Origin of the sequence: Streptomyces sp. NPDC060209 (assembly GCF_042728155.1) — a bacterium.
Classification (GTDB): domain Bacteria; phylum Actinomycetota; class Actinomycetes; order Streptomycetales; family Streptomycetaceae; genus Streptomyces.
The window spans coordinates 50102-74170 of record NZ_JBHWZS010000007.1 but is presented as its reverse complement, the minus strand read 5'-3'; the positions used below and the strand labels follow the sequence as shown (position 1 = coordinate 74170).

Genomic DNA, 24069 nt, shown 5'->3' with positions numbered 1-24069 from the left:
CCAGCAAAGAACAGCCTCTCGCTCAGGAGTTCGGTGTGCTGGGAGAAGGGGCCGTCGTGATAGCCCGGTATCCGTGCGGGGTGAAGCTCCGCGTCCTTCGTCACGATGGCCATGATGCCTCGCTGCTGTCCGGACTCCCACCACTGCTCGAGCGTTACGGGACAGCCCATAGCGAATCATCGGCCGAAAGACATCTGGTATCGCCGACTGAGCCAGTGCGGCTCCGTGCCGACGCCGGGCGCGGCTGCTGCGCCTCCAACTGCAGCACCCGTCCCAGTGTCGAGCGGCACTTCCCGCCGCCCGCTTTCGAGCGGCATCTCATCTCAGGCCCTAGAGCGGGGTGTTGCGCGACGGCCAGGAAGCAAGACACCCACGGGCCCGACGGCCGGCGCCAGGCGTTCCCCTCCCCGCTCGCCGGACCGGCGGCGCGAGCAAACCTCTGCTGGTCCCCCGACACTGTTGGCGAATCCTCTGTGAAAACGGAGGCTGGTGATCACTAGGTTTATGCCATCAAGGTTGAACTGCCTGCTCGGAGGGGTGAACGTGGAGGACTCACAGGTCACCTTCCGCTTGGAGCTAGTGCCTTATCAGGCAACGTTCGCCCCTCCATGACGTCATGGGTAGGGCCTCTCGCCGATCAGGTGAGGTGCTCCTGCGCCCAGCGGGCAATGCCGCCGAGCTTGACTGCCGCTACGTCGCTGTCGCCGGTCCGGACGGGCTGATCGGCCTCGTGGTCGTAGCCTTCGAGGCCGCTCTCCTCCTCGATCATCCGCGCGATTTGATACGCCTCCGCCATGATCGGTAGTGCTTGCTGCCCCGGGTAGCGATAGGGGATCTCGATGTTGGCCGAGTCCCCCGCGTAGTCCAGCTGCAGATGACCGGCCGGCCCGTCACGCCACAGGGTCAGGCTGTAGGGGTACTCCTCGGTGGTGACCGGACCCACCTCCCGCGACATCCGCTGTATCAGCCTGTCCCAGGCGGCCCGCTGGTCACGGGTCAGGCTCATGGGCTTGAGGTCGGCATCGGGGTCGTAGGCGGAGTTGATCTCTTCCAGGGTCTCGTCGAAGGTACGGCCCGGGAAGACCCGCAGGAACATGATGTCGTAGGTCACCGTCCGCAGCCTACGGGCCCACGCCCGCTATGTTCGAGGTCGTGGCGGGACAGGTGCGGGTGAGGCAGATCGATGACGACGAGGGCCGCAAACTGCTGCGGATCATCCGCCGCGGCACCGGTTCGGTGGTGACCTGGCGGCGGGCCCAGATGGTCCTGCTGTCCGCCCAAGGCATGCCGGTAGCGAAGATCGCCGAAGTCACCTTCACCAGCGCGGACCGGGTCCGGGACGTGATCCACAACTTCAACACCGACGGCTTCGACTCCCTGTATCCGAAGTACAAGGGCGGCCGGCCCAGGACCTTCACCCTGCCCGAGCGAGGCGAGATCAAGAAGATCGCGAAGTCCAAGCCGACCGAGCACGACCTGCCCTTTTCAACCTGGAGTCTGACCAAGCTGGCGGACTTCCTGGTCGCCGAGGGGGTGGTCGACGACATCAGCCACGAGGGCCTACGCATCCTGCTCCGCGAGGAAGGCGTCTCCTTTCAACGCCTGAAGACCTGGAAGACCTCCCGAGACCCGGACTACGCGGCCAAGAAGGCGAGGGTCGAGCACCTCTACGCTATCGCCGACCGGGAGGTCATACCGGAGGACGGCGAGCCCGAAGTCGTCTTCTGCCTGGACGAGTTCACTCAACCTGATGCCCCACCCCGGGAAGCAGTGGGCCGAACGCGGCGGCAAGCACAAGGACCCGGACCGTGAGCCACGCCGTCGTCGACGGGCGACCTACAACCGCTACGGCGGAGTGCGTCACCTGTTCGCCGCATACGACCTGGCCAGGGACAAGCTCTACGGCCATATCAAGCCGATCAAGAGGCGAACGCAGTTCCTGGAATTCTGCCGCTACCTGCGCACGCTCTACTCGGCCCACGTCCGTATCGCGATCGTCTGTGACAACTTCTCCCCGCACCTGACCACGAAGAAGTGCCAGCGAGTCGGTGACTGGGCCGCCGCGAACAACGTTGAGATCGCCTACACGCCGACGAACTCCTCCTGGCTGAACCGCATCGAGGCCCAGTTCACCGCCCTGCGCTACTTCACCCTCGACGGCACCGATCACGCCACTCACAAGGAACAGGGCAGCATGATCCGCCGCTACATCATCTGGCGAAACCGCCATGCCGACGACCGGCGCCTACGCGCCGTCGTCGACAGGGCAAACGTTGCCTGATTTGGCACTAGGTGTAACCGGGTTCCGCGACTGGAGCGACCCGCCCCTGCCGAGTACTGATCCCAGGACATGCTGTGCCGCCTGGTATGCCGCGGCGCAGACGGCGGGCGGGCAGGTCGAGGACTTCAAGGAACAGGAGTACCCGCAGACGTTCCACAGCGCCACGATCAGCGATCGGGACGGCCCACACATCGCGCTGTTCCACGCTCACTACCCGCTGCTTGCCTTCGTCGGAGACTGGCGCTACTGGTACACCGACGAGTTCCAAGAGCCTCCCACTTGGGCCACCGTCCTCACCGACGTCGGCTTTGTCGTCTTGAGCGCAGCACAGCTCCTGTCGCCGCTGACGGAGTCGGACACCTCTGCTCTGTCTGCGACGGAGTCGCGTCAGATCAAGCTCTGGCGGCCGGAGACCCTTGGCGCAACCCTCTTCAACTCATGGGAGTGATGGCCAGTCCCCCGAGCCCCTGTTGGATGCAGGCCTGCCGCATCTAACGGGACGGGCCGGAGCACTGCCAGATGGGATGTGCGGGTCCGGGCTCAGAGGGTGTTTCGTCCCGTTGTTTCATCCCGAATTGCTGAGGTGTGTGTAGTTCATGCGCCGCGCCATGTTGGGGTGGATTCGGCGGTGAGTCTGCGGGTCATGAGGTTGATCATCGCGAGGTGGATCATGGCTTCGGACCGGTGTGGGTGTGCTTCGTAGTCTCGGGCCAGGCGTCGGTGGTTCATGAGCCATCCGAGGGTTCGCTCGACGGTCCAGCGGCGGGGCAAAACGGTAAAACCCCTGGTGGTGGCGTCACGGCGGACGATGTGCATGTCGATGCCGAGGCTGGCGGCGTGCTCGACGAGGTGCTGGCGGTAGCCGCCGTCGACCCAGGTTTTGCGGATGGTGGGATGCTCTGCGGCGATCCGTTCGATGAGGGTTCGGCCGGCGGTCAAGTCCTGCACGCTGGCTGCGGTGACCAGCACGCCGAGGAGGAGTCCGACGGTGTCGATGACGATGCTCCGCTTGCGGCCGACAATCTTCCTCCCGGCGTCGATACCCTGCCCGGCCGCGGGGACGTTGGTGGAGGTCTTGATGCTCTGGGAGTCGATGACACATGCGGTCGGCTCATCCTCCCGGCCTTCCTGCCCGCGCACTTGACGCCTCAGCAAGCTGTTGAGCTGGTCGAAGACGCCTTCCGCCTGCCAGCGGGCGAAGTAGGCGTAGACCGTGTCTCAGTGCGGGTAGTCGTGCGGCAGATAGCGCCACGGGATCCCAGTCCGGTTCACGTAGAGGACCGCGTCCAGCAGAGTGCGCAGGTCGTGATTCGATGGCCGGCCGATGTCCAGGCCGCGGCGCTCGGACCGCCCAGCGGTCAAGACCGGCTCGACCAACTCCCACCGGGCATCGGACAGATCGCTGGGATAACGGCGACGTTCGGGCATGATTTCGGGCTACCCACTCATGACCCGGCAGGTCCGGGCGCAGACACCGGCGCCCGAAGCACACGGCGCACAACCCGGCGTCCTGGGATGAAACAGGAGCAGCCAGGCCAAGACGGCGCGAGAACCACGACTCGTGCACCACCATTCACGCCAGCCTCCACAGCCCCAGGTAGGTGCAGACCCATACCCGGGTACAGCGGCCTAAATGTGAGCTAAAAACCCTCTGAGAAGCTGTGTCTGAGTCCGACACGACAAACTCCGGGGCTCGCTGCTCGGGGCACCGTACCGGAACCGCACAGCCTGGCGCGGCGTTGATCCCAACATGAATGACACGGTCGCGATCGCCCTGGTCACCGGCGGGTTCACCTTGCTGGCATCCGTCACCACCAGCTGGTTCGCCATGCGAGCAACTGGCCGACAAGTGGCTCAGCAGCTGCGCATAGCTCAGGAGGACAGGGCAGACAGTCGCGCAGCCGGTCAGCGGGAGATCCGGCGCGAGCTGTATCGGCGGTTTTTGCAGCAGGCGCTGGACGCGGCCAGGTGCGTTTTCGCCCTGCGGCCGTCGGCAGACCTTGCGCACGAAGAGTTCGAATCTGCGGCGCGGCGGGCTCGGGAGGCGATCGGGGAACTGTCCGCGGTCGAGGCACTGATCACGTTGGAGGGCCCGGAGGAGATGACGGACGCGGCCGAGAAGGTCATCAGCGCACTGCGCTACGAGCACAGTGCCGCGCGTGCTTTGCACTTGGACAAGGGCCCGAAGCAGTGGCAGAGCTATGAGGAGGCGTTTGCCCAGCGCATCCAGTCCCTGCGGGACCTGGCCGCTAGGTCCCGGGCAGCTTTGGGAGCGGACATCAGCACCTCCTAGCGGTTCGCCATCGGCGGCATCGTCCGGGAAGCAAAGGGCCGCTTCGGGTATTTCCCGTGACGCCGTCGCCGTTCGGGACGGCGACCGTCGACGCCCAACCGTACGGCAAGGGGATCACTGTCATCCTTCACGCCCCCTCGACCTGCGAAAAGAGGATGCGACACAGCTTCTGACTGCGTCATCGCGTCACCCCCACCTGTCAGGGCGGCGGTGTTGATCGCCAGATGCACAGTGTTGTCCGCGACGATCACCAGCGCGTTTGCAAGGCCGGACGGAACGCTCATCGGCGACCCCTGGTTCGCCTGGACGTCAGCCCACTTCACCCGCCAGGAGGCAGGCGCCAAGAGGTTCCTCGCCCAGACCAGGTACTTCGCCGCCCGATAGCGGTCCAGCACGATATGTGTCACCACGATCAGGGACAGGGCGAGCGGAGACTGTGTGTCAGCAGGAACGGCAGTCCATACGTGGTTCCGTGAACTTGCGCAGGCCACCACCGCTTGACCTTCTCGGTCGCCATCCAGTCGGATTGAGTGAGGTAGTCGCCGGCCAGATGCGCCAGCAGGCTCTCGAAGAACAGCATCAGGCCGCCTCCGTCCACGACGCCTGTCGCACACCGGACACCGGACGCATACCGCTGAGCTGGGAGAACCTGGCACCCTCCGCGTTCACCCGATCTCCAAGCCCGAGGGAAAGGCAGTGGTGCAGGCACGCCTTGCGGCCGTCGGCGCTGCCGTGGGTGGTCTTCTCCTTGGTGGCCGGGTCCTCGTAGGTGACCGGGGCGTCGTCGGAGGCGCCCTTCACACGGGCGCAGAGGTCGTTCTGGACCCAGAGTCGCCGATCGCGCTGGCGGCGCGGGTCAGTCCGAGCAGGGCGGCGAAGGCGGCCGGGCAGTGAGCATGCATGCTGGAGTTCTCCTGATCTCGACATGGGTGAAGGGGGCGGGGCGGCCGGCCTCTTGCCGATGCTGTGGTCGCCCCGCAAAGGCGCTGTCGGCCCGGCCGGTTCGGCCGGGGCAATGGTCTGTGCGGTGTGGCGGTTACTTCCGGGGGAGGGTCGTTGTTCAGGCGGCCAGCCGGTGGATCACCGGGGCCGTGGAAGCGACGTACGTTTCGGGGCTGAGCCCAGCTGCCAAAGACGCAAGGGCGGGTTGCCCAACTCAGGCGACGGTTGTGCAGCCTGACTCTTCACCACGCTGATCACAGCAGCCAAACGGTGCCCCCCGTTACCTTCCTCGTGGCTCCGCAATGGGGCCTCCGGCCTTCAGGCTCGGCATGACTTCCCCCCTTGTTGTTCATGATCCGGTTGTTGTTCATGATCCGGGGGGGGTGGTGTCACCGGTCCCGGAGGCATCGACGGACCGCTGATGGGGGGGTTGAGCGCCGGCTTCACCCGAGTCGGAAGAGCTCTCCGTAACGTGGGTGTGGCAGCTCGGTGCCGAGGCAAGGCCGGACGAAAGCGTGATGGAGGGGCCTGCACGTGATCGACACCGGCGACATCGACGTCTTCCTCGGCCTGGACGTCGGCAAGGGCGAACACCACGCCACCGCCGTCACACCGGCCGGAAAGAAGGCGTTCGACAAGCGCCTGCCCAACACGGAGCCCAAGCTCCGCGAGCTGTTCGCGAAACTCCAGGCCAAGCACGGATCGGTGCTGGTTGTGGTCGATCAGCCGGCCTCGATCGGCGCCCTGCCGCTGGCCGTCGCGAGGGACATGGGCTGCCCGGTCGCCTACCTGCCGGGGCTGACGATGCGGCGGATCGCCGATCTCTATCCGGGCGAGGCCAAGACCGATGCGAGAGACGCATTCATCATTGCGGATGCGGCCCGGGCGATGCCGCACACACTGCCGGTGATCGATGGCGAGGACGAGACGATCGCCGAGCTGGAGATGATCGTCGGGTTCGACGACGACCTGGCCGGCGAGGCCACCCGCGTCGCCAACCGACTGCACGGCCTGCTGACCCAGATCCACCCGTCGCCGGAACGGGTCCTGGGACCGCGGTTGCAGCCCCTGCCGTCCTGGCCTTGCTGGAGCGGTTCGGCTCACCGGCACAGATACGCAAGGCGGCCCGTCGGCGGCTGGTCACGCTGTTGCGGCCGAAGGCGCCGAGGATGGCCGAGCGGCTGGTCGAGGAGATCTTCGCCGCTCTAGACGAGCAGACCGTCACCGTTCCGGGGACCGAAGCGGCCGCGTTGATCGTCCCGAGTCTGGCCGGATCGCTCGCCGCCGTGCTCGATCAGCGCAAGCTGCTGGCTGGGCGGATCGAGGAACTGCTGGAGGACCACCCTCTTTCGAAGGTCCTGACGTCCACGCCGGGCATCGGCGTCAGGACCGGCGCACGAATCCTGATCGAGGTCGGCGACGGCAGCACCTTCCCGACCGCTGGCCACCTCGCCGCATACGCCGGCCTCGCCCCCGCGACCCGCAGTTCCGGGTCGTCGATCCGCGGTGAACAGCCCTCCAGGAGGGAAACAAGCAGCTCAAACGGGCCTACTTCCTCTCCGCGTTCGCCGCTCTGGGTGACCCGGCATCGCGGGCCTACTACGACAAGAAGATCGCCCAGGGCAAGCACCACACCCAGGCCCTGCTCTGCCTCGCCCGCCGCCGGGCCGACGTCCTGTTCGCGATGCTCCGCGACGGTACCTTCTACGAGCCCCAACCCCCTGCGGCCAGGTGAGGAGTCCGGACCGCTCGGTCAGCCCTCCGGCCGAAGCCGCTGACGAGCGGCCTCAAGCCGCTGGTCATAGTCAGGCGCGAACAACTCAGGAAGGGCCTTGTCGAGCGTTCCGGCGATCCGATGGATCGGCGCCCAGACCGCCGGATCGTCGACAACGCGGCTGAGGTCCGTCATCTGGACCTTCTCCAGCCAGTGCGACAGCACCAGTGCCTCGTCACTCGTGAGCTTGATCGTGACCTGGCTATCACTCATGCACACCCCTACGGCTCGGCCCGCCCCTGACCGCACGAACCTACTGGCCTTGGACCTTGACCAAACACATAGGGGCACCCCCCGAGGTTCGCGAACAGAATCCGATCAACGTAACCGACTGACCACGAGCAGTTATCGAGATCCAGCCAGGCAACGAGCAAACGAACCCCGGGGCACGGGACCGGCATTACGTGGTGAGGGCGACGACGGCGACCAGGCCCACGACGACCGCGACGAGGACGGCGCCGCCCCCGAACGCGGTATTGAGGGGCTTCTCCAGGTGGGGGTGGCGGTGGGTGACGTAAGCCAGGCTGGCCAGGACGAGCCCGGCCACCAGGACCAGTAGCAGCCCGACGAGCAGGGTGAGGGTGAGGTCGAGCGTGGACACGGCGGATCTCCATTTCGGTGGTGCGCTCCGGTTGAGCGCGGGGCCGCAGTCCGCGATCCGGGCCGGTCGATCGAGTTCTCGCAAAAATCCGTTCCGGCTCTCTCCCAGACGGGTCCTGACGGGACGTAGAGGCGGATTCGCGGGAACTTGACGACCAGTTGTCGCGAGGTGGTGGCAGCACGATCGAGGAGGCACGGATTAGCGGCGCAACCCCTGCCCCACCACAGCTTTCCGCGCTCCGCATGGCGTCGGTACGCCATTCGTCTGCCATTCCACTGCCACTAGCGGCTGCGCGGCCGGCAATCGTCGAGCGAGCCGAACTCCTCCTCACAGATAGCGAAGGGAGCCAGATACCCATAAGCTCCCCAACCCCGCCCACGGCGCGGCCGGCCGCCGCAAGGACGTGCCGATGAGGATCTACGGCAGCGAGCCCGGCGAGCCGGACTCCCTTTTTTCCGGACGCCGCTAAACGGCAGTCGACGTCGCCGGGTGAAACGCGCAGCGACTGCTGGGCGGGCGGCCCTCCTCATCGAGGTGGTGCGTGTAGACCGGACGGGCGGGCCCGCTACGAGCGGCCGGCCCGGCGACGCGGGCCGGCCGCACTGAGCCGGTGACGCGCCCTGCACCATTGTCACCCGCCGTAGGAGTAGCTCCGCAACCTTTACTCGCAGGGCGTGGCATTGGCTGCCGGGCCGGCCCCGCGCCCCTGGAAGAGGGTCCGGAAGACCTCCGGAATCCCTCGGCAGAGACCGGCAGCTGAGCGGTCCCTCCGGACGCATTCCGGACCCTCGGCAGACGCTGGGGATTCGGGCGGCCCCTCGACGTCACCGGGTGGAGCGTGCAGCAGCGGCTGGACGGCGCAGTGTGTCTCGATCATGCGAGGGGGCAAGCGTGAAGTAGCTGCCTGAGGAGACTTCGATGCTGCGACCCACGTTATGCCGCTCGCCTACAAAGGCCTCGACACGATGCCGACCTGGTTTGTGATCACCGTGGCCGTGCTGGCCGCCATCGGTATCGGCTTAGCGCTGCACCGAGCGCAACGCTGACCCGGCACCCCCACCTGGTGACTAGCCGAGCCAGACGATATCCAGGACCGCCAGGTGCCGAGGAAGCTGGTTGATCACGTACACGATAAAAAGCTGGCCGATGGAGGCCGCACGGACGACTTCGCCTTCAGAATCCCCGGTGTTCCACTGCGGCCAGCCCCACGGGGAGCAACGGGCCTTCCTCCTCTCCGCGTTCGCCGCCCTCGTCGACCCAACCTCCCGGGCCTATGACGACCGAAGATCGCCCGGGGCAAGCACCACACCCAGGCCCTCCTCTGCCTGCATCAGACCGATGTTGACCGTCATGACGCTATGCCGGTCAACGGACCGTCCCACTCGCAGAAGCACCAGGGCGGCCGTTGCCGCTGCGCAGACCGCTCAGTCTGCACGGTGCGTCTGCGGGAGTCGCTGGGAGAGCCGCGGCCGACCGAGCAGGCGGCCGATTTTCCCTTCGGCCTGCTCCGTGTCGGCGTCGCGCCGTATGGGGAGCACCAGTACCCAGCTGACATCGGACTTGCGCGGGTCTCGACGGTGCTCGTTAACCCGGGCCCGGACGGTGCCACGACCACGACTCGTGGACCCCGTGTAAAGCAGCTCGAACGCTCCCGCGCCAAGGAGGTATACCGCCTTGTGCTCGTCGCCCGCGTAGTCGGGCAGCGCCCACAGGGCGATCTTCAGCGGTTGCCGGCGCAGCAGCTGGTCTCCCAGGGCGTTTGAGGCAAGGTCGTATGTCCTGCGCAGAGGTGTGCCCGGCAGCAGTGGGGCGGTACCCGGAGGAAACGTCGTCACTTGGCTTCCTCCTCGCCCTCTTCCTCGAGCCGGCTGAGATTGGCGTCCGCCTCCTCCTGCTCCCGTTTCTGCAGGTCCTTCTTCAAACCAGTCAGGTGGTAGGCCACGTCGTCCGCCTGCTCAAGAAGGATGGCCATCTGCTCGGCAGAGCACGTGATCTTGGACAGGCTCGCCTTGTGAAGTGTCTCGGCAGAATTCCCGGCTGCTCGCAGCTGAGCGGGAAGGGCTTCCAGCGCCTCTGCCACCGGGTTGGCGAGCTTGGCACGATCCTGCAGCCTCTTCTGTTCCCGCTCTTCGAGCTTGCCCTTTTCGATGCCGGCCGCCACGGCACGGATGTACGCGCTGTCTGCCCGCGAGTTCTCGAACGGGCAGTACGGGTCCTGTGCGGAGACCTTGCGGGGCTCAGCTCGTCGGCGCTCGTCGAACGAGGTCACGAACGCTGTGATGTTCTCTCGGAGCTGCGCTGCGCCCCAGGGCGAGGCGTGCATCATCTCCAGGACGACCGACACCGGGGCCGTAGTGAACGCGGTCGGGATGTCCTCGTCCAGCAGGTCCTCAGTCTGGCGACCGGACCCGGTGTCCGTGCGCAGTGTCCCCGTGAACGTCGTGGCGATAGCCCCCACCACGAGGAGGAAGGCGATGTGGTCGCCGAGTGCCACGTTGGCGATATCGATCCGCTTGTCGTCGTTCACAAGCCCCTGGAGCGCGGCTGCTGCCTCGCTGACGGCCGCTGTGGATTCGTTTACCTGCTGCTCCGTCACCTTCCATTCAGGCAGGCGGGCCTTGCGGTTCCATACGTGCCTGGGGATGGCGTCGCGAGTCCAGGCGCGTTGCCCGATCTCAAGCCTGGACTGCTGGTGCTCGTTGCCTCTCCAGTGCATGCGATCGAGAGACTGCAGCGGGCGACTGACAACGGCTCCGGCCAGCTCGCTGAATTGCTTGGCGTGGCACCGGCCGATCTTCAGCTCGCGGCGCAGAGTTGCAGAGATGCACGAGCGCCAGGCGGGATCGATCAGATCCGCGATGGCCTCGTAGGCCCAGTCGAGGTATTCCCATCCGCTCTGGAGTGGGCCGCGGTCCTGCTGGCGTTGGCGCTCTATGAGGGCTGTCGGCGCAACCTGGGCCAGGTCCGACAGCACAGCCTCGTGGGTGGTGCGGCGCTTGGACGTGTGGGAGTGGGCTGCCTGCTGATGATGAATCAGGCTGACAACTTCCATGACGAAGCGGTGGACATCGATGCCAGGGCCGGGGGCCCATAGCTCGGCGTCGCACTTCAGGGCGCGCCATCGGGCAGCGGTCTCGCCGACGCGCACGGCAAACTCGGCCTCGCCCCGTCTCCGGTTCTCCTCTGGCTGCGCACGGAGACGGGCCGACTCGTCGCGCAGGTCACGCAGCTCCTTGTTCACTTCGTTGACGTTTTCGCGGATGAGGTCGCCGACGCTCTCCTGCGTCATGACCGCACACACGGCGGGGTCCAGACCGAGGATGCTGAAAGCGGCAGTGGTGCGCGAGATTCCGTCCACTGTGAGGAACCGCCGCGTGACCTTGCCGCCGTGCCGAATCATGAGGGGGACCATGATGATGCGGTCCGAGATGCCCTCGGTAGCGACCATGAATCGTTTGTCGTTGCGTTCTTGCGTTTGGTCGGTGATGCGACGGACGGCGACTTCAAGACTGTCCTGACTGTCAACGTCGAGGACGAGCCACCCGGTCTCACTGCTGAACCTGCCGGCCTTGATCACGAGGTCGTTCAGACCCGTGAGAGACGCGCCGCTCTGGATCGAAGCGATGAGTTCGTCGTACAGCGGGTCGACGGGGGACGCCTCGGCGTCTGCCAGGCGCGGTTGCAGAACGAGGGCGCCGGCGACCGGGCTCGACTGGAACGTCCGGAGCTCGGCCATGTCCCCGCTGGGCAGCGTCTTCGGGAATTTGGCGCGTACGTGTCGGGCAGCCTCGGGCCCGAAGGCGGCGGAGGATATGAGCTCGCCGAGGGGGTCATCGCCGAAGTTCTTGACGAGCGACTTGCGGGCCTGGGCCGAAAGGGGCTGAATCGGATTCAGGCGTTTCAGCAGCTCGTGTGGGTCGTCGGCGGGCGGCGGAACGAAGGTCTTTGCCATCGAGGTCCTTCCAGCCGGCCCCGCAGCAGAAGGCGGTGAGCGGCAGCGAGTACAGGAGTACGCGGCTGCGGCCCCGGGCCTGGGTGACAGGCAGGAAGTCCGACAGGAATGGCACGATGCCGGAGGCGGTCGTCCATCTGTTCCCGCTCGGAGCACCGCACACCCGTTCCGGGCGCCGATCGGGCGACGGAACAGCTTCCCACGTCGGCCGTGACCAGGGCGTGAGAGAGCATGCGGCACTGCCCGGGCGGGCAGTCGCATTGTTATTGAACCGTCAGAGAGTCGGTGTGCACGGCATATTCGACATGCAGCGGAGGAAATGAGGCCCTTGCCGTCTAGCCCTGTCTACGAAAACTGCCTCGGCTCCGGAAGGCTGCTGTCCCCGCCACTGCGCACAGCAGCAAATTCGAGACTGAGGGATCAGACACGTGCAACTGGTTGGACGTGACAGCAGCTCACTGGAGTGTTACGGGGGCGGGAGCCGCGCTCCCACCTCGGTGGCGGTACATACTCAGTTACCGAGCCGCACGGGCATCAGCAGGTGCCTGTATCCAGCTCCGGCCATGTCCGGCCCCTGGGTGAGCAGCACCGGCTTGAGCCCGTCGGCTCGACGGATGTGCAGGGTGATGGTGTCAGAGGTGAACGTGCCGAGCACGTCCAGGAGGAAAACGGGGTTAAGAGCCAGGAGCCCTTTTTCTAGGACGTCGGCGCTTCCGTGGATGATCGCGGAGGGGACTGTCATCCCCGTGGCGCGGGACTGGTCATCGGCGGTGCCGAGCCGCGGAGCGAGAGTGAAGTTGTCGTGGTGTCCCACCCGAAGCTGACGGGTGCGCCGCCCTCTCCCTTGGCCTTGATGAGAGCCTGGCATTTCTTGGCGGCCCGCACGGCAGTGGCGCGGCCGACCGGCGCGGTGCGGAGGACCGAGCTGTCCGAGCGCCGCTGCAGAGCGTCCCCCTCGACATCCAGACGATGCGCCACGCCGCTGAGCAGACGTGCGACGTCGCGAGAACAGCTGGTAAGGACCTGCAAGGGGCCATCGCCAAGCTTCGCGCTTACACGGAGGTCCTCGTGCCCGAGGTGAAGTACCTCGCCACGAGGGCGCCCGCCGACGATCAGATGGCGATGGTCGCGCTCATCGGGGTCGAGGAAGGGCTGCGGCGCCTAAGCTCCCACACGTCCTCCGGCGACCCGCGTCGCGTAGCCCGCAGGCCGCCATGTCGGTTCTCGCCCTGTGCACCCACTACGAGAACTTGGCCCGGCCGTCGGTGCACTGACCGACGGCCGGGTCAATCCAGCCTTCCGCCCACGCCGTTCAGGCAGTCGGCAGGTGGAGGCAACTCCGCACGCCAATCGAAATTCCGAAGAGGAAACTTGGCAGCGCACGCGGAACGGAAGCGCACGGGCCGCGCAGAACCTTGACCTCCGCGTCCGGCGGCATGGCTCCGGACGAGGGCGGTGATCGGCGGCACACACTAGCGTCTCCTTTCACATAGATACTGTACGGTTATTTATGTCGTACCGTGGGTCACGCTGCGCACCCAAACCCGGTCCCTTTCAGGCCCACATCGCGTAGGCCGTTGAAGGAGAATCACATGATCCGCGCCGGTCACACTCCTGTGGGCACCGCCGAGGTAGCCAGGCTCCTGGGGCGCATGACTCTGCCCGCCGCCCTGGCCAAGTCTCTGCCCGCACCGATCAGCCGCTCTGGTGCGCAGTCACGCATCTGGGACCTCGAGCAGGTGAAGGCGCACCTGGCCGGCCGGGAGATCCCCGCGATTGCCGAGGTCGAGTCGGCCGACGACCTGCTGGACCGGGAGGAGGCCCGCCTTCAGCTGCGAAACGTCATCAAGCCGACAGCCTGGAACTCCTACATCGACCACGGCTTCGCCCCCAGCTCCGATCAGAAGGTGTGCGGGGTGTCCCACTGGCGGCGCAGCACGATCCTCGAGTGGGACGCCAACCGCCCCGGGGAAGGCGCCGGCGGTGGTCGCCCGAAGGGCAGCAAGGACACCAAGCCCCGCAACCGCGTAGCCGACGCCCGCCTGGCACGCGCCGATGCCCGGAAGGAGCGTGTGCGCCAGATGCTGCAGGACACCGGCGCACAGCTGACGCCGGCTGACGTCGCCGCGGCTGAGGAGATCTCGGAGCGCCAGGCGTACCGGCTGCTCGACGAGGCCCGGGCCGCGGCCGAGTAGTCGGGCTCGAGACCGGTCCCGTCACCGGTCCCCGTCGCCTGCGATCGTCGCTTTCGGTGATTGCACAGCGATGTGCGTGCAGCGGTTCTCGCCCCTGCGCACATGACCTGTTCCACTTGGAATCGGCCCTGCCTACCGTGTCGCCTGCTCAGTGCGCAGAGGTTCAGGTAGGCGCGTGAAGGGGGCACGGCACGCGCGAGTCGGCGGGTGCGCAGTCTGTACCGCGCCGGTGTCGGGGACGCGCGGCGCGGACTGCGCAGTGCGACTCGGTTCGGCTCGGCTGCGCAGCGACGAATGCGCACTCGGATGGATATCCATGACGGGGCGTCGGCCGGGGGGGTGCGCAGGCGGCGAGGCGCGTCGAGCAAGGGTCGGTGAGCTCTCCTACGGCAGGATTGAGTGAACTCTTGCCGGTCGCGCCGCCAGCTGTCGCGAGCGTCTGGGTTCGTGGTGAGGAGCCCGCTGCCCGTGAAAGGTTTCTCGGTTGCCCGTGGTGAGTTTTCCTCGCACCCATCCAACCGGTGGTGAGTTCTGCCGCGAGCTGTGGTGAGTTGTGCGGTCGCCGCTGCGCCCTTCGTACCTGCTCCCGTCCTCTTCGGCGTCTCGCCAGCGGCGAATGGGGCTCTGACCAGGCATGGTGAGTGGCGGGCCGAACTCACCACCGGGTGCAGAAACTCACCACGGGGGGCGTGCTTCAACCGTGATTTCAACCGGGTTGTCGTGGTGAGCGTTCCGGTGAGTGGTGCGGGGTTCCTTGGAGACAAGATCTGACCGCTTCTCTCCTTGGAGCCCCGGCATGACCGCAGGAACCTCTCGAAGGTCCGCCCCCGCGGCGTCTTCCTCTCCGCCGCTTCGCCCATCCGAGCCGCCCGCGAGGTCCTTGCGGGCGGCGAAGCGACGCGTCTCCCTGGCCCGGATCGGGGTCTGGACGGCGCTCGCCGCGGGCCCCGTTGCGCTGGTGGTCGCCTGCGCAACACCTCGTACCGTGGTGGCCGCTGCTCAGCCGAAGACCGCCGTCGCTGCCCCGGTGCGCACCGCCGATCCGTCCGGTGTGGCGACGCTGTTCTGTGATCTGTGGCTGCGCAGTGATGACGCAGCACCGGACAGCCAGACGGCCCGCATGGTCCACGCGCTGGCCCCGGACGTGGCACTGCCTTCTCACACCGGCGCGGTGAGTGCGCAGCCGGTTCAGTCTGTGTTGGCGGTGCGCAGTGAGCGTCTGGGGGGTGGTCGCTGGTCGGTGGTGGTCGCTGCGCAGTTCACCGTCCGTGACGAGGGTGCCGGTGCTGCTGAGGCAGGCAAGGCCTCTCGGGCGGTGAAGTACTTCGCCGTTCCGGTCGTCGCGACGGAGTCTGCGGGCGGGGCAGGGTCGTTCCAGGTGACGGCTCCCCCGGCGCAGGTTGCCGGTCCGTCGGTGGCGGCGTCCGGTGCCTCGCGGTTCGAGAACCGGCTTCCGGCCGACAGCGAGCTGGTCGCCTCGCTCGGTGAGTTCTTCGGCGCCTACCTCGCTGGGGTCGGTGAAGTGGACCGGTACCTGTCCCCGGATACGGAGCTCGCGGCCGTAGCGGATTCCGGGTACACCGCGGTGCGGGTGGAGGGGGTCTCGGCCGACTCCGAGATGGCCGCCGGCCCGGTGCCGGAGGACGGGACGAGCGTTCGGGTGCAGGCACAGGTAAGCGCTCTGGCCGCAAAGGCGGAGCAGTGGCCGCTGGCCTACGAGCTGACGATGACCGCCCGGTCCGGACGTTGGGAAGTCACCGCCCTGCACGCCGGAGCTGACCCGACGGCCAAGCCGTCCGCTGAGGACTCCGCTGCTGCCGGGGGTGAGGAGCAGTGAGTCGTTCTCTCGTGCTGGCCGGAAAACTCGATGCTCTGGGTGATTCATGGCTGGGGACCCTGGAGGACTGGGGTGACAAGGGTCTGAAGGTCGCTCTGATCGCCATCGTCGTCATCACCGTGGTCCGGAAGGTCAGCCTCAAGGCTGGCATCGGGGCCCTGATCGGTCTCGTCCTGGCCCTGGGGATCTACAACTCCCGCGATTCGCTGGCCAGCATCTTCGAGGACGAGGTCAAGAATCCTGCCAACTCGCAGCCTGCGGCCGTCGTCGTGGTCGCCGAGCAGACTCCCGCTCCGGCTCAGGGCGGTGTCCTGTGAGCGCCGCGAAGACGGACCGGCAGCGCGTGGCCCGCGTCTACACGGCCGCGCGTCGGCATCCGTGGGTGCTGGGCAAGCTCGGGGACTGGGTCATCTGGTTCGGCCCCTACACGCCCGCGCAGCTGGCGGTGCTCGGCGGCGGTGCGCTGCTGCTGGTCAAGACGTTCTCGTGGTGGTCGTGGCTGGGCCCGGTGCCGGTGGTGCTGTGGCTGGTCGCCGTGTGGGCGGTGCGCGGGGCGAAGATCAACGGGCGCTCGCCCATGACGGCTGCTCTGGGCTGGCTGACGCTGCTGGCCCGTCACCCTGCGGGACGCATCGCCGGGCGCGTGGCCCGCGACCGTTCGTCCACGCTGCTCTCCGGAGCGTTCATCGTTGAGCCTGCGGCGGCAGAGGTAACCAGCCTCGCCCCTGACGCCGCTCCGGTCCCCGCGGCACGGCGCCCTACGAAGGCGAGGAAGAAGCCGTCCACGCGTTCCCGGGCGGCTCGGCCGGTGCCGCAGGCGCGGCCGGTGCCGGTCACCGGCCTGGCCGGGCTTCTCGCCGGTGCGCAGACGGGGAGGTCCTGATGCGGATTCCGTTCCGGCATATTGCCGGGCATCTGGTCTGGTCGGTGTCCGGCACCGTGTGGGCGATCTGGCGCGTGGCCCCGGTCGGCGGCCGGTATGCGCCGCCGCAGGTACGTGAGGAGCTGTTGAGCCGTGTCACGTCGCTGGTGCGTTCGCTGGCCGGGGCGCCGCGCGTGTTCGGGCTGGCAGCGCGGGTGGACCCGGGCGAGGTCGCCGAGCGGATGGTCGAGGGCGTCGACTGGCAGCACCTGCCCGCTTGGGCGGAGACCACAGCTGCCGCTCTGGATCTGCTGGCCGGTCAGGAGATGCACCGGCGTACCCTCTGGCTGGCTGTCCCGCTGACGTCGCCGGGGCGCAGGTTCGATCTGGCCGCGAACGGGTCGGCGATGTGGTCGGAGCTGTCCGGTGCGCTGGGGCTGGCCCCGGTGCCGGTTGCCGCGGACGAGGTCACCGAGTTCACCGAGCGGGCAACCCGTGTACAGACCGCGCTCGGTGGTGGTCTGTCGCTGCGGCCGGCCCGCCCGGCGGAGGTCGTGTGGATGCTCCAGCACGCGGTGCACCGGGGTCTGGAGGAGCCGCTCCTCGCTGATGCCGAAGAGTCCTCCCTCTACGGGAGCCGGCTGCAGGGTGAGGAGCTCCACTCCCCCTCGTACGCCGACCTGGGCCAGGTCCGCCTCGCTGAAGGCGGCCACCCCACCACGGATAGGGGCGAGGCCCGCAAGCAGGCGAAGAATGGGAAGGGAAGCCGCTCGGGCCAGGGCGGGGCTTCGTGGTGGCGCAGGGATGGTGCTTCCCCGCTGGCGCGTCGGTGGCTGGAGGTGGAGTGCGAGGCCGGGACCGGTTACCAGGCGCACCTGGCGCTGGCGGAGTTCCCCGCGGTGCAGGCGCTGGAGTCCGCGGATCTCCTCGCGCAGCTGGAGTCGCTGGACTTCCCTGTCGACTTCACCGTCGACATGCAGGTGGTCCCGTCGGAGCGGGCCCGTGAGCAGGTGCGGCGGAAGAAAAAGGAGCTGCTGGACCAGGCCGAGCAGTACGGGGCTCAGCCCACCGGCATGCCCCATTCGCTGCCCGAGGCAGCCGGGGCTCTGGCCGAGCAGGACGCCAGGTTGTCCCGGTCAAGCGTGGAAGTGGAGGTCCAGTCCGTCACCGTCCTGACCGTGTGGGGGCCGGATCCGGTGGTGTGCGATGCCAGGGCACGGGCCCTGGTGGCGCTGTTGTCGGGTGGGGACTACCGGGCGGTGCGCCCGCACGGCATGCAGGAAGCCCTGTTCGCCCTGGGCCTGCCGGGGTCGGTACGCCCGGCGGCGGTGCGGGAGTTCACTCAGCATCAGCTGTCGGAGGACTGGGCCGCCGGCGGGGCGTTCACGAACACGCGGGTCGGGGACCCGAGCGGGATGATGATCGGTGTTGACCTGGACTGCGGGACGATTCGCCCCGTCCTGATCAACCTCGCGGATGCCCCGCAGCGCAACGCGAGCGCCTCGATGGGCATCGTCGGAGACCTCGGCGGCGGCAAGAGCGTGCTGGAGAAGCTCCTCGTGGCCGCGGTCGCCGACCGGGGCGGGCGGGCCATCGTCATCGACCGCACCCCGATCCGGGAGTGGGCGACGTTCGCGCAGTCCGCGGCTGTAGGCAGGTGCGAGGTCATCGACGCGGCGAAGGCCCAGCTGTCCATCGATCCACTGCGCGTGTTCGGCGGCCCCGTCGGCGCTCACTACGCCTTGTCGTACCTCACGCTGCAGCTGGGTGTCGGGCCGATGTCCGCGTCCGGCGCGGTCCTGCACCACGCGGTCGAAGAGGCCGCTGCCGGCCCCGATCCGTCGATGGCCTCGGTCCTGCGGGCGCTCAGCGCGCTGGCGGCGAGCAGCTCGCCCGGCTCCAGCCGCCGGGACGCGGCGACCACCATGTCCGAGCTGCTGGCCATCGTCAGCTCGAACCCGCTGGCGGGCATGGTCTTCGATCCGGGCCTGCCGCCGGTCACGTTGGACGGTGATCTCAGCGCGGACATGGTGGTCATGACGACCACCGGTCTCACGCTGCCGCCGCGTGAGGCGTTCGCCGACATGGAGGTCCTGCGTCAGCAGCCATTGGAGGCCCTGATCGGCAGGGCGGTGCTCTACCTGATCGCGGCCATCGCCCGCCAGGCAGCGTTCAGCGACCCGTCCCGGTTCTGCACCGTGGCCATGGACGAGGCCTACTGGCTGACCAGCAGCGCCGAAGGAAGCGCCCTGGTCCACGAGATCCTGCACGACGGCCGCAAGCACGGCGCCGGCTGCATCCTCGCCGCTCACGACGCCGACGAGCTCGGCAAGGACTCCGGCCTCCTCGCCTACAAGGCCCTGGCCCGCACCAGCGACCAGGCCCGCGCCCGCAAAGGCCTGGCGTTCCTGGGCCTGGACAGCGAGGACGAAGACCTGCTCCGCATAGTCACCACCGGGCTGTCCCCCGTCGGCCAGAAGGGCCGCGAAGGCGAAATGCTGCTGCGCGACCCACGCATGCAGGTCGGCCGCATCAAGGTCCACGTGCCCCCCGTGCCCCGCATCGAGAAGGCCATCTACACCACGCCTACAGCCACAACTCCTTCCCAGCGCAAGAGTGCCCCCGTCGCCGAGGAGGTCACTCATGCGGACGTCTGAGGCCGACCCGCGGTCGCTGCTGACATCTCTGACCGTCGCCACCGTTGGTGGGTGGGTCCGCCGGTGGACCCCGCAGCGCGGCACGCTGCGCCAGGCGCTGTACGTGTGCGTACTGGTCGTCGTGTTCCTGGTGGTCAACGCGTCGGTCGCGCACGCCGCGACCGGTGGCAACGGCTCGGCCGACCTCCTGGCCCCCTTGAACATCCGGTCCTCCGAGGGGATCCCGATCGACGGGTACGAGCTGTCCGCGAACGGCGGGTCGATCGTGTCCCTGAAGTCGCAGGCTCTGGCGTTCGTCCTGAGCGGCCTGTTCACGATCATCCGGGTGTTCGTCGGCCTGGCGTGCTGGGCGGTGGAGTTCGCGTTCCGCTTCCCACTGCTGCGGATGCTTTCCGGTCCCGCGCAGAAGGTGTCGGACGCCTACGAAAGCGCAGTCGTGGACACCCTCGGTCTCAAGGGCCTGCTGCTGTCGTGGGCGTTCGTGTTCGGGCTGGTCATGGTCATGCGCGGCAAGGTCGGCAAGGGGCTCGGCGAGATCGTGCTCACGCTCCTGATCGCCGCGTTCGCCGCGTCGGCGTTCGTACGCCCCGACTACCTGCTGGCCGAGCAGGGCCCTTTGGTCGCGACGCAGGAAGGGGCGGCGGCGGTCGCGCAGCTGACGGTGAACTCCTACAGCTGGGGCGGGAAGATCGCAGGCGGGGAGCCGTGCGCGAGCCTCTCCGGCGGGGCTGAGCTCAAGTGCCTCGAGCGGGAGCGTGCGAAGCCGGTCTCGGCGACCGAGGTGGCGCGGCCGATCCAGGAGTCGGTGACGAACGCACTGGTCGTGAAGCCGTTCATGCTGCTGCAGTGGGGGCGGATCCTGGACCCGGCGAAAGCATCCGACAAGAAGGCCTACGCCATCCATCTGCGGCTGGTCAGCGGCGGCTACCTGACCGGCGAAGGCAGCAAGGACGACGACCCGTGTGAGCAGATCGACGGCCCGGCGAAGGAGTTCTGCGAGAGCGACGGCCACAAGCGGGACGCAGTACTGCCGCCGCTCACCCCCGGCAACGCGCTGCTGGAGACTCCCAGCCCGGTTCTGACCGAGGAGGACCAGCAGCTGGCCGCCGCGCTCACGGACATGGAGAAGGCGGGGCCGGTCGGTAAGGCGGCTGCTCAGTACGCGAAGAAGCCGACGTGGTGGCGGGCCGGCGGCGCGGTCCTGCTGCTTATCGCCGCCCTGCTGATCTGCGCGATGCTGCTGTCGGCGGTCATCGTGCTGCTGGGCACCCAGGCCGCTGACGTCGCGGCCGCCGCCGGCGGTGTCGTCGCCTTCGTCCTGGGCATGCTCCCCGGCCCCAGCCGACAAGCCGTGTGGAAATGGCTGGCCGTCTTCGCGATCAGCATGCTGTCCACTTTCGGGATCTGCATGTTCATCCCCTTCTTCGGGATCGCCGTGGACGCGATCCTCACCAACGGCCCGGACCTGATGATCGAACGGATCCTGCTCCTGGACGTCATGGCCCTGGTCGGACTCGCCTTCCACCGCAGGCTCCTGAGCGGTGTCTCGTCGTTCGGGAACCGCATGGCCATGCGGATGCGCTACGCGAAGATCGGCGGCTCGCACCTGCCCGGCGACTCCTCCGAGATCGGTGCCGCGCTGGCCATGAACCTGGGCGGGCAGACAGGCGCAGGCCTCGGCATGGGCCTGCTGGGCCGCCCGACCGGCGCAGCCCACATGCTGGGTATGCGGCACGGACTGCTGAACAGCGTAGCCGCGATCGCCGACGGGGCGGGCCAGCCCATCGACGGCGGGCGGCTGCTCGGCGAAGCGGCAGCCGAAGGCAGCCGCGGAATGGCACCGATGATGCTCGGCCTGGCCGGAGGCCGCCTCGCTCTGCGCGGCGCGTACGGGGCCCTGATCGGCCGTCGCCCACAGGAGGAAGACGAGTCCGTGCGCCTGTTGCGGCTCATCGCCAAGGAGGGCCCACAAGGTGCTGCGGAGGCCTCGGCCGGTGCGGGTGGAGCCGGGGACACCATGCGGGTCCACAAGGTGACCGGCGAGATTCTGCCCGACCAGGCGACCGAACCTGAGCAGCCCCTGGCCGGGACCCGCCTTCACGAGAAGGCGATGCGGTTCCGGGGCTACAGGATCGCCAGCCGCACCGCCCGCTTCGGATACGGGGCAACACTCGGCGCACCTCGCAACCTCAGGGCCGGTGCCCGTGCGGCAACTGCGGTCACCCGTGATGCCCACACGCAGCTGCGGGTCGCTGCCAGTCAGGTCCGTGAGGACGCCGGTGAGTGGGCTTCGGCCGGGCGGGCCACCGCTGCGGGCGTCGACCACGTCTCGCAGAAGGCTGCCGCCACCTGGCAGGCCCACGACCCCACGGCACCGGCACGCACCGCGGCACGCAACGCCGCCGCCACAGCGATCATCGCCACGGGTCCGACCACCTCTTCGATGGCCCCCTCGGCAACGCCAACGGGCCCGGGAGCGGGGAACACCTCGGCCGCACGGCAGGAGGACCCGGCTGTCGACGCGCGCCGCCGAGTGTTCGACGCCCTCATGCGCGCCCAGCGCACCGGATGGGACAACGAGCCCTCGTGGGGCGGTGATCCGGAGTGAAGGGCTGGAAGAAGGCCGGATGTCTCGGTGTGCTGCTCCTGGTGTGTGCGGCAAGCTGCGTCGCACCGATGGTCTCGATGATCTCTGCCGCCACCACGATGAGCGGGGAGCAGGGCGAGGACATCGGAGGGTCAGCGCCCGGGATCCCGGAGCGGATGCTCGCCGCGTACAAGAACGCGGCCGTCGGCGTGAAGGACGTGGTGCCGGGGTGCCGGGGCATGCGGTGGCAGATCCTCGCGGGGATCGCCCGCATCGAGTCCAACCACGCGGGCGGGCATTCCATCAGCGCGGGCGGGGACATCAGCCCGCACATCCTGGGCCCGGCGCTGAACGGATCCGGGGTCGGGGGGAACACCAGCGTCTTCCCCGACACCGACCGCGGCGAATGGGACGGCGACCCCGTGTACGAGCGGGCGGTAGGCCCCTTCCAGTTCCTTCCCCAGACGTTCCGCGGTTACGGCGAGGACGCCAACGGCGACGGAGTCACCGACCCGCACAACGCGGACGACGCCGCCCTGGCAGCAGCCTCCTACCTCTGCGGGGAGGGCCGCAACCTCAAGGACGAAGCCCAGTTGAAGAGGGCGATCTTCGTCTACAACCACTCCGACGCCTACGTCGCCGACGTCCTGGGCTGGATCCACCGCTACGACGAAGCCTCCGCCGGAGCAGGTGAGATCGGCCAGGCAACCGGCACCGCCCGCACCGTCCTGTCCGCAGCCCTCGCACAGAAAGGCATCCCGTATTCCTGGGGCGGCGGCAACGCCAAGGGCCCCTCCCTCGGGGTGTGCTGCTCCCCCGGAGGCCAGGACGGGCGCACCGTCACCGGCTTCGACTGCTCCGGGCTGACCCTGTACGCGTTCGCGCGGGCCGGTGTGAGTCTGCCGCGCACGGCCGCCGCGCAGGCCGATGTCGGCACGCGGATCCCCGCCTCCGCCGGCGTCGGCGCACTGAAGCCCGGCGACCTCGTGTTCTACGGCTACATCCCCACCCGCAACAGCACCATCCACCACGTCGGGATCTACCTCGGAAACGGCCAGATGATCAACGCCCCCAAGCCCGGAACCTCGGTCCGGGTCGACTCCGTCAGCTCCATGGCCGACTACGCCGGAGGAGCCCGGATCCTATGACCCTCCCACCAGCCTCAAAAGGCAGCCACGCCCTGCTAGCCGTCGCAGGTGTCCTCGGCGCGACCGGTTGCGCCCTGGTGCTCTACGCCATGCCCTCACACCACGAAGCCGGTGCGCCACGCACGACTCCGTCCCCTGCATCGGCGACCCGCCCCGCAGCACAGCCCACAGCTGGTGCAACACCGCCGGTCACCGCCGAACCACCGACCACTTCACGCGCAGTCGAAGCAGCGCCTGCAGTGCCGCCTTCCGCACCGGCCGCCGCGCGGGCCCTGCCGGAGCCGGGAGCAGGTCCCCGCGCCGATCCTCTCGTCCAGGACTCCCTGGAACGAGCGCTCCCCTCTGACCTTGCACCGGCCGACGAGGCGCAGCTGACCGCATTGGGACGCGTGGTGTGGATGGCCGAGCTCACCGGCACGGGCCGGTCCAAGTGGCCCGGCTACTTCCCGGGCTCGCCTTCGGTCGCCGTGTACTCCCAGGCCCGCATCCAGGCGCTGATCGCCCGCCGCGACAACAGCCACCAAGCCGACGCTGTGGTGCACCTCGTGTGGGCGGGAGCCGACCCGGCCGGCACGTTCCTGGACGGGCGAACAGCAACGCTCCGATTCACCCGGCAAGCCGGGGCTTGGACGCCCGTGCGGTGAGCTCCGAACGAAGCGAGAGACCGCGCCTGCGCGTTAAGCCAGCGGGTGCGTGAGAGCGGACAACTCAAGATCCTTGTAGGCGGACAAGTCAGGTCCTGATCCGGACAGCTGATCTCCCTTTCCGCGGACTCATTCGTGTCGATTCCGAACAGGTGATCCCTCCGTTGGTTGGCTCGGTGCTGCCTGGCAGCGAACCAACTCATCTCCGGAGGGATCGTGAAGAAACCTGACAGGGAGATCATGGAAACTGTTGCTGATCCGCCCGAGATCGTTCCCGCCCCGTCCCCGGTCCCGCC

21 protein-coding genes and 3 pseudogenes are annotated in these 24069 nt (G+C 68.1%); 13 read left to right on the top strand and 11 right to left on the bottom strand.

Annotated features, from left to right (window positions below; translation table 11 throughout):
• Positions 1–637: 637 nt before the first annotated feature.
• A complete protein-coding gene (locus tag ACFWFI_RS02970; protein ID WP_387384715.1) occupies positions 638–1111 on the bottom strand; it encodes a hypothetical protein in 474 nt (157 codons plus the stop codon).
• Between the two features lie 41 nt (positions 1112–1152).
• Here ACFWFI_RS02970 and ACFWFI_RS02965 point away from each other — a divergent pair.
• Both ACFWFI_RS02965 and ACFWFI_RS02960 read left to right on the top strand, forming a co-directional pair.
• Positions 1153–2281 (top strand): annotated as a pseudogene (locus ACFWFI_RS02965) (IS630 family transposase).
• A complete protein-coding gene (locus ACFWFI_RS02960; protein ID WP_387384723.1) occupies positions 2229–2729 on the top strand; it encodes a hypothetical protein in 501 nt (166 codons plus the stop codon). Before ACFWFI_RS02965 ends, ACFWFI_RS02960 begins: the two are co-directional and overlap by 53 nt.
• A gap of 146 nt (positions 2730–2875) precedes the next feature.
• On the opposite strand, the pseudogene ACFWFI_RS02955 reads toward ACFWFI_RS02960, so the two are convergent.
• A pseudogene (locus tag ACFWFI_RS02955) lies at positions 2876–3709 on the bottom strand (IS5 family transposase).
• 322 nt (positions 3710–4031) lie between these two features.
• Here ACFWFI_RS02955 and ACFWFI_RS02950 point away from each other — a divergent pair.
• Complete coding sequence (locus ACFWFI_RS02950; RefSeq protein ID WP_387384713.1) at positions 4032–4574, top strand: hypothetical protein; 543 nt, start codon at positions 4032–4034, stop codon at positions 4572–4574.
• Here the strand turns inward: ACFWFI_RS02950 and ACFWFI_RS02945 are convergent.
• From ACFWFI_RS02945 to ACFWFI_RS02935, 3 genes are read right to left on the bottom strand one after another with little or no spacing between them, the layout of a single operon-like run.
• On the bottom strand, positions 4571–4969 hold the full coding sequence (locus ACFWFI_RS02945; protein ID WP_387384711.1) for a hypothetical protein: 399 nt from the start codon (positions 4967–4969) through the stop codon (positions 4571–4573). The two genes, ACFWFI_RS02950 and ACFWFI_RS02945, sit on opposite strands and share 4 nt — an antisense overlap.
• Before the next feature lie 17 nt (positions 4970–4986).
• Positions 4987–5154: a DUF3307 domain-containing protein gene (locus tag ACFWFI_RS02940; protein ID WP_387384709.1), complete on the bottom strand. Its 168-nt coding sequence runs from the start codon at positions 5152–5154 to the stop codon at positions 4987–4989.
• Complete coding sequence (locus ACFWFI_RS02935) at positions 5154–5375, bottom strand: hypothetical protein (RefSeq protein WP_387384707.1); 222 nt, start codon at positions 5373–5375, stop codon at positions 5154–5156. The genes ACFWFI_RS02940 and ACFWFI_RS02935 overlap by 1 nt, the downstream gene beginning before the upstream one ends.
• Positions 5376–6050: 675 nt before the next feature.
• Here ACFWFI_RS02935 and ACFWFI_RS02930 point away from each other — a divergent pair.
• Positions 6051–7251 (top strand): annotated as a pseudogene (locus ACFWFI_RS02930) (IS110 family transposase).
• A gap of 18 nt (positions 7252–7269) precedes the next feature.
• Here the strand turns inward: ACFWFI_RS02930 and ACFWFI_RS02925 are convergent.
• The 6 genes from ACFWFI_RS02925 to ACFWFI_RS02900 all read right to left on the bottom strand — a co-directional run bounded on the left by ACFWFI_RS02925 (position 7270) and on the right by ACFWFI_RS02900 (position 12821).
• On the bottom strand, positions 7270–7503 hold the full coding sequence (locus ACFWFI_RS02925) for a hypothetical protein (protein ID WP_387384705.1): 234 nt from the start codon (positions 7501–7503) through the stop codon (positions 7270–7272).
• Between the two features lie 187 nt (positions 7504–7690).
• Complete coding sequence (locus ACFWFI_RS02920) at positions 7691–7891, bottom strand: hypothetical protein (protein WP_387384703.1); 201 nt, start codon at positions 7889–7891, stop codon at positions 7691–7693.
• Between the two features lie 1424 nt (positions 7892–9315).
• A complete protein-coding gene (locus ACFWFI_RS02915) occupies positions 9316–9726 on the bottom strand; it encodes a hypothetical protein (RefSeq protein WP_387384701.1) in 411 nt (136 codons plus the stop codon).
• Positions 9723–11843 carry a hypothetical protein gene (locus ACFWFI_RS02910; RefSeq protein ID WP_387384699.1) on the bottom strand — a complete coding sequence of 707 codons (2121 nt, stop codon included), beginning with the start codon at positions 11841–11843 and terminating at the stop codon, positions 9723–9725. Before ACFWFI_RS02910 ends, ACFWFI_RS02915 begins: the two co-directional genes overlap by 4 nt.
• 511 nt (positions 11844–12354) lie before the next feature.
• Positions 12355–12585: a hypothetical protein gene (locus ACFWFI_RS02905; protein ID WP_387384697.1), complete on the bottom strand. Its 231-nt coding sequence runs from the start codon at positions 12583–12585 to the stop codon at positions 12355–12357.
• Positions 12582–12821: a hypothetical protein gene (locus ACFWFI_RS02900; RefSeq protein WP_387384695.1), complete on the bottom strand. Its 240-nt coding sequence runs from the start codon at positions 12819–12821 to the stop codon at positions 12582–12584. Before ACFWFI_RS02900 ends, ACFWFI_RS02905 begins: the two co-directional genes overlap by 4 nt.
• Here ACFWFI_RS02900 and ACFWFI_RS02895 point away from each other — a divergent pair.
• From ACFWFI_RS02895 to ACFWFI_RS02855, 9 genes are all read left to right on the top strand, one after another.
• A complete protein-coding gene (locus ACFWFI_RS02895) occupies positions 12813–13262 on the top strand; it encodes a DUF6415 family natural product biosynthesis protein (protein ID WP_387384693.1) in 450 nt (149 codons plus the stop codon). The two genes, ACFWFI_RS02900 and ACFWFI_RS02895, sit on opposite strands and share 9 nt — an antisense overlap.
• A gap of 173 nt (positions 13263–13435) precedes the next feature.
• On the top strand, positions 13436–14038 hold the full coding sequence (locus tag ACFWFI_RS02890) for a hypothetical protein (protein WP_387384691.1): 603 nt from the start codon (positions 13436–13438) through the stop codon (positions 14036–14038).
• An 880-nt stretch (positions 14039–14918) separates the two neighbouring features.
• The gene (locus ACFWFI_RS02885) at positions 14919–15875 is read left to right on the top strand and encodes a conjugal transfer protein (RefSeq protein WP_387384689.1); all 957 of its coding nucleotides are present in this window, start codon (positions 14919–14921) and stop codon (positions 15873–15875) included.
• Positions 15872–16192, top strand: a complete 321-nt coding sequence (locus tag ACFWFI_RS02880) for a hypothetical protein (protein ID WP_387384687.1) — start codon at positions 15872–15874, stop codon at positions 16190–16192. The genes ACFWFI_RS02885 and ACFWFI_RS02880 overlap by 4 nt, the downstream gene beginning before the upstream one ends.
• Positions 16189–16758, top strand: a complete 570-nt coding sequence (locus ACFWFI_RS02875; protein ID WP_387384685.1) for a hypothetical protein — start codon at positions 16189–16191, stop codon at positions 16756–16758. Before ACFWFI_RS02880 ends, ACFWFI_RS02875 begins: the two co-directional genes overlap by 4 nt.
• Positions 16758–19394 carry an ATP-binding protein gene (locus ACFWFI_RS02870; protein WP_387384683.1) on the top strand — a complete coding sequence of 879 codons (2637 nt, stop codon included), beginning with the start codon at positions 16758–16760 and terminating at the stop codon, positions 19392–19394. Before ACFWFI_RS02875 ends, ACFWFI_RS02870 begins: the two co-directional genes overlap by 1 nt.
• The gene (locus ACFWFI_RS02865) at positions 19381–22002 is read left to right on the top strand and encodes a hypothetical protein (RefSeq protein WP_387384681.1); all 2622 of its coding nucleotides are present in this window, start codon (positions 19381–19383) and stop codon (positions 22000–22002) included. The genes ACFWFI_RS02870 and ACFWFI_RS02865 overlap by 14 nt, the downstream gene beginning before the upstream one ends.
• Entirely contained in the window at positions 21999–23129 is a 1131-nt protein-coding gene (locus ACFWFI_RS02860) for a C40 family peptidase (protein WP_387384679.1), read from the top strand. Before ACFWFI_RS02865 ends, ACFWFI_RS02860 begins: the two co-directional genes overlap by 4 nt.
• 239 nt (positions 23130–23368) lie before the next feature.
• Positions 23369–23773 carry a hypothetical protein gene (locus ACFWFI_RS02855; RefSeq protein WP_387384677.1) on the top strand — a complete coding sequence of 135 codons (405 nt, stop codon included), beginning with the start codon at positions 23369–23371 and terminating at the stop codon, positions 23771–23773.
• Positions 23774–24069 lie beyond the last annotated feature (296 nt).

Bases quoted from the DNA above. Each gene is read 5' to 3' on its own strand.
- ACFWFI_RS02960 (WP_387384723.1), top strand. From the start codon at position 2,229: ATGCCGACGACCGGCGCCTACGCGCCGTCGTCGACAGGGCAAACGTTG.
- ACFWFI_RS02950 (WP_387384713.1), top strand. From the start codon at position 4,032: ATGAATGACACGGTCGCGATCGCCCTGGTCACCGGCGGGTTCACCTTG.
- ACFWFI_RS02940 (WP_387384709.1), bottom strand. From the start codon at position 5,154: ATGCTGTTCTTCGAGAGCCTGCTGGCGCATCTGGCCGGCGACTACCTC.
- ACFWFI_RS02925 (WP_387384705.1), bottom strand. From the start codon at position 7,503: ATGAGTGATAGCCAGGTCACGATCAAGCTCACGAGTGACGAGGCACTG.
- ACFWFI_RS02910 (WP_387384699.1), bottom strand. From the start codon at position 11,843: ATGGCAAAGACCTTCGTTCCGCCGCCCGCCGACGACCCACACGAGCTG.
- ACFWFI_RS02905 (WP_387384697.1), bottom strand. From the start codon at position 12,585: ATGACAGTCCCCTCCGCGATCATCCACGGAAGCGCCGACGTCCTAGAA.
- ACFWFI_RS02895 (WP_387384693.1), top strand. From the start codon at position 12,813: ATGCGCCACGCCGCTGAGCAGACGTGCGACGTCGCGAGAACAGCTGGT.
- ACFWFI_RS02890 (WP_387384691.1), top strand. From the start codon at position 13,436: ATGATCCGCGCCGGTCACACTCCTGTGGGCACCGCCGAGGTAGCCAGG.
- ACFWFI_RS02870 (WP_387384683.1), top strand. From the start codon at position 16,758: ATGCGGATTCCGTTCCGGCATATTGCCGGGCATCTGGTCTGGTCGGTG.
- ACFWFI_RS02865 (WP_387384681.1), top strand. From the start codon at position 19,381: ATGCGGACGTCTGAGGCCGACCCGCGGTCGCTGCTGACATCTCTGACC.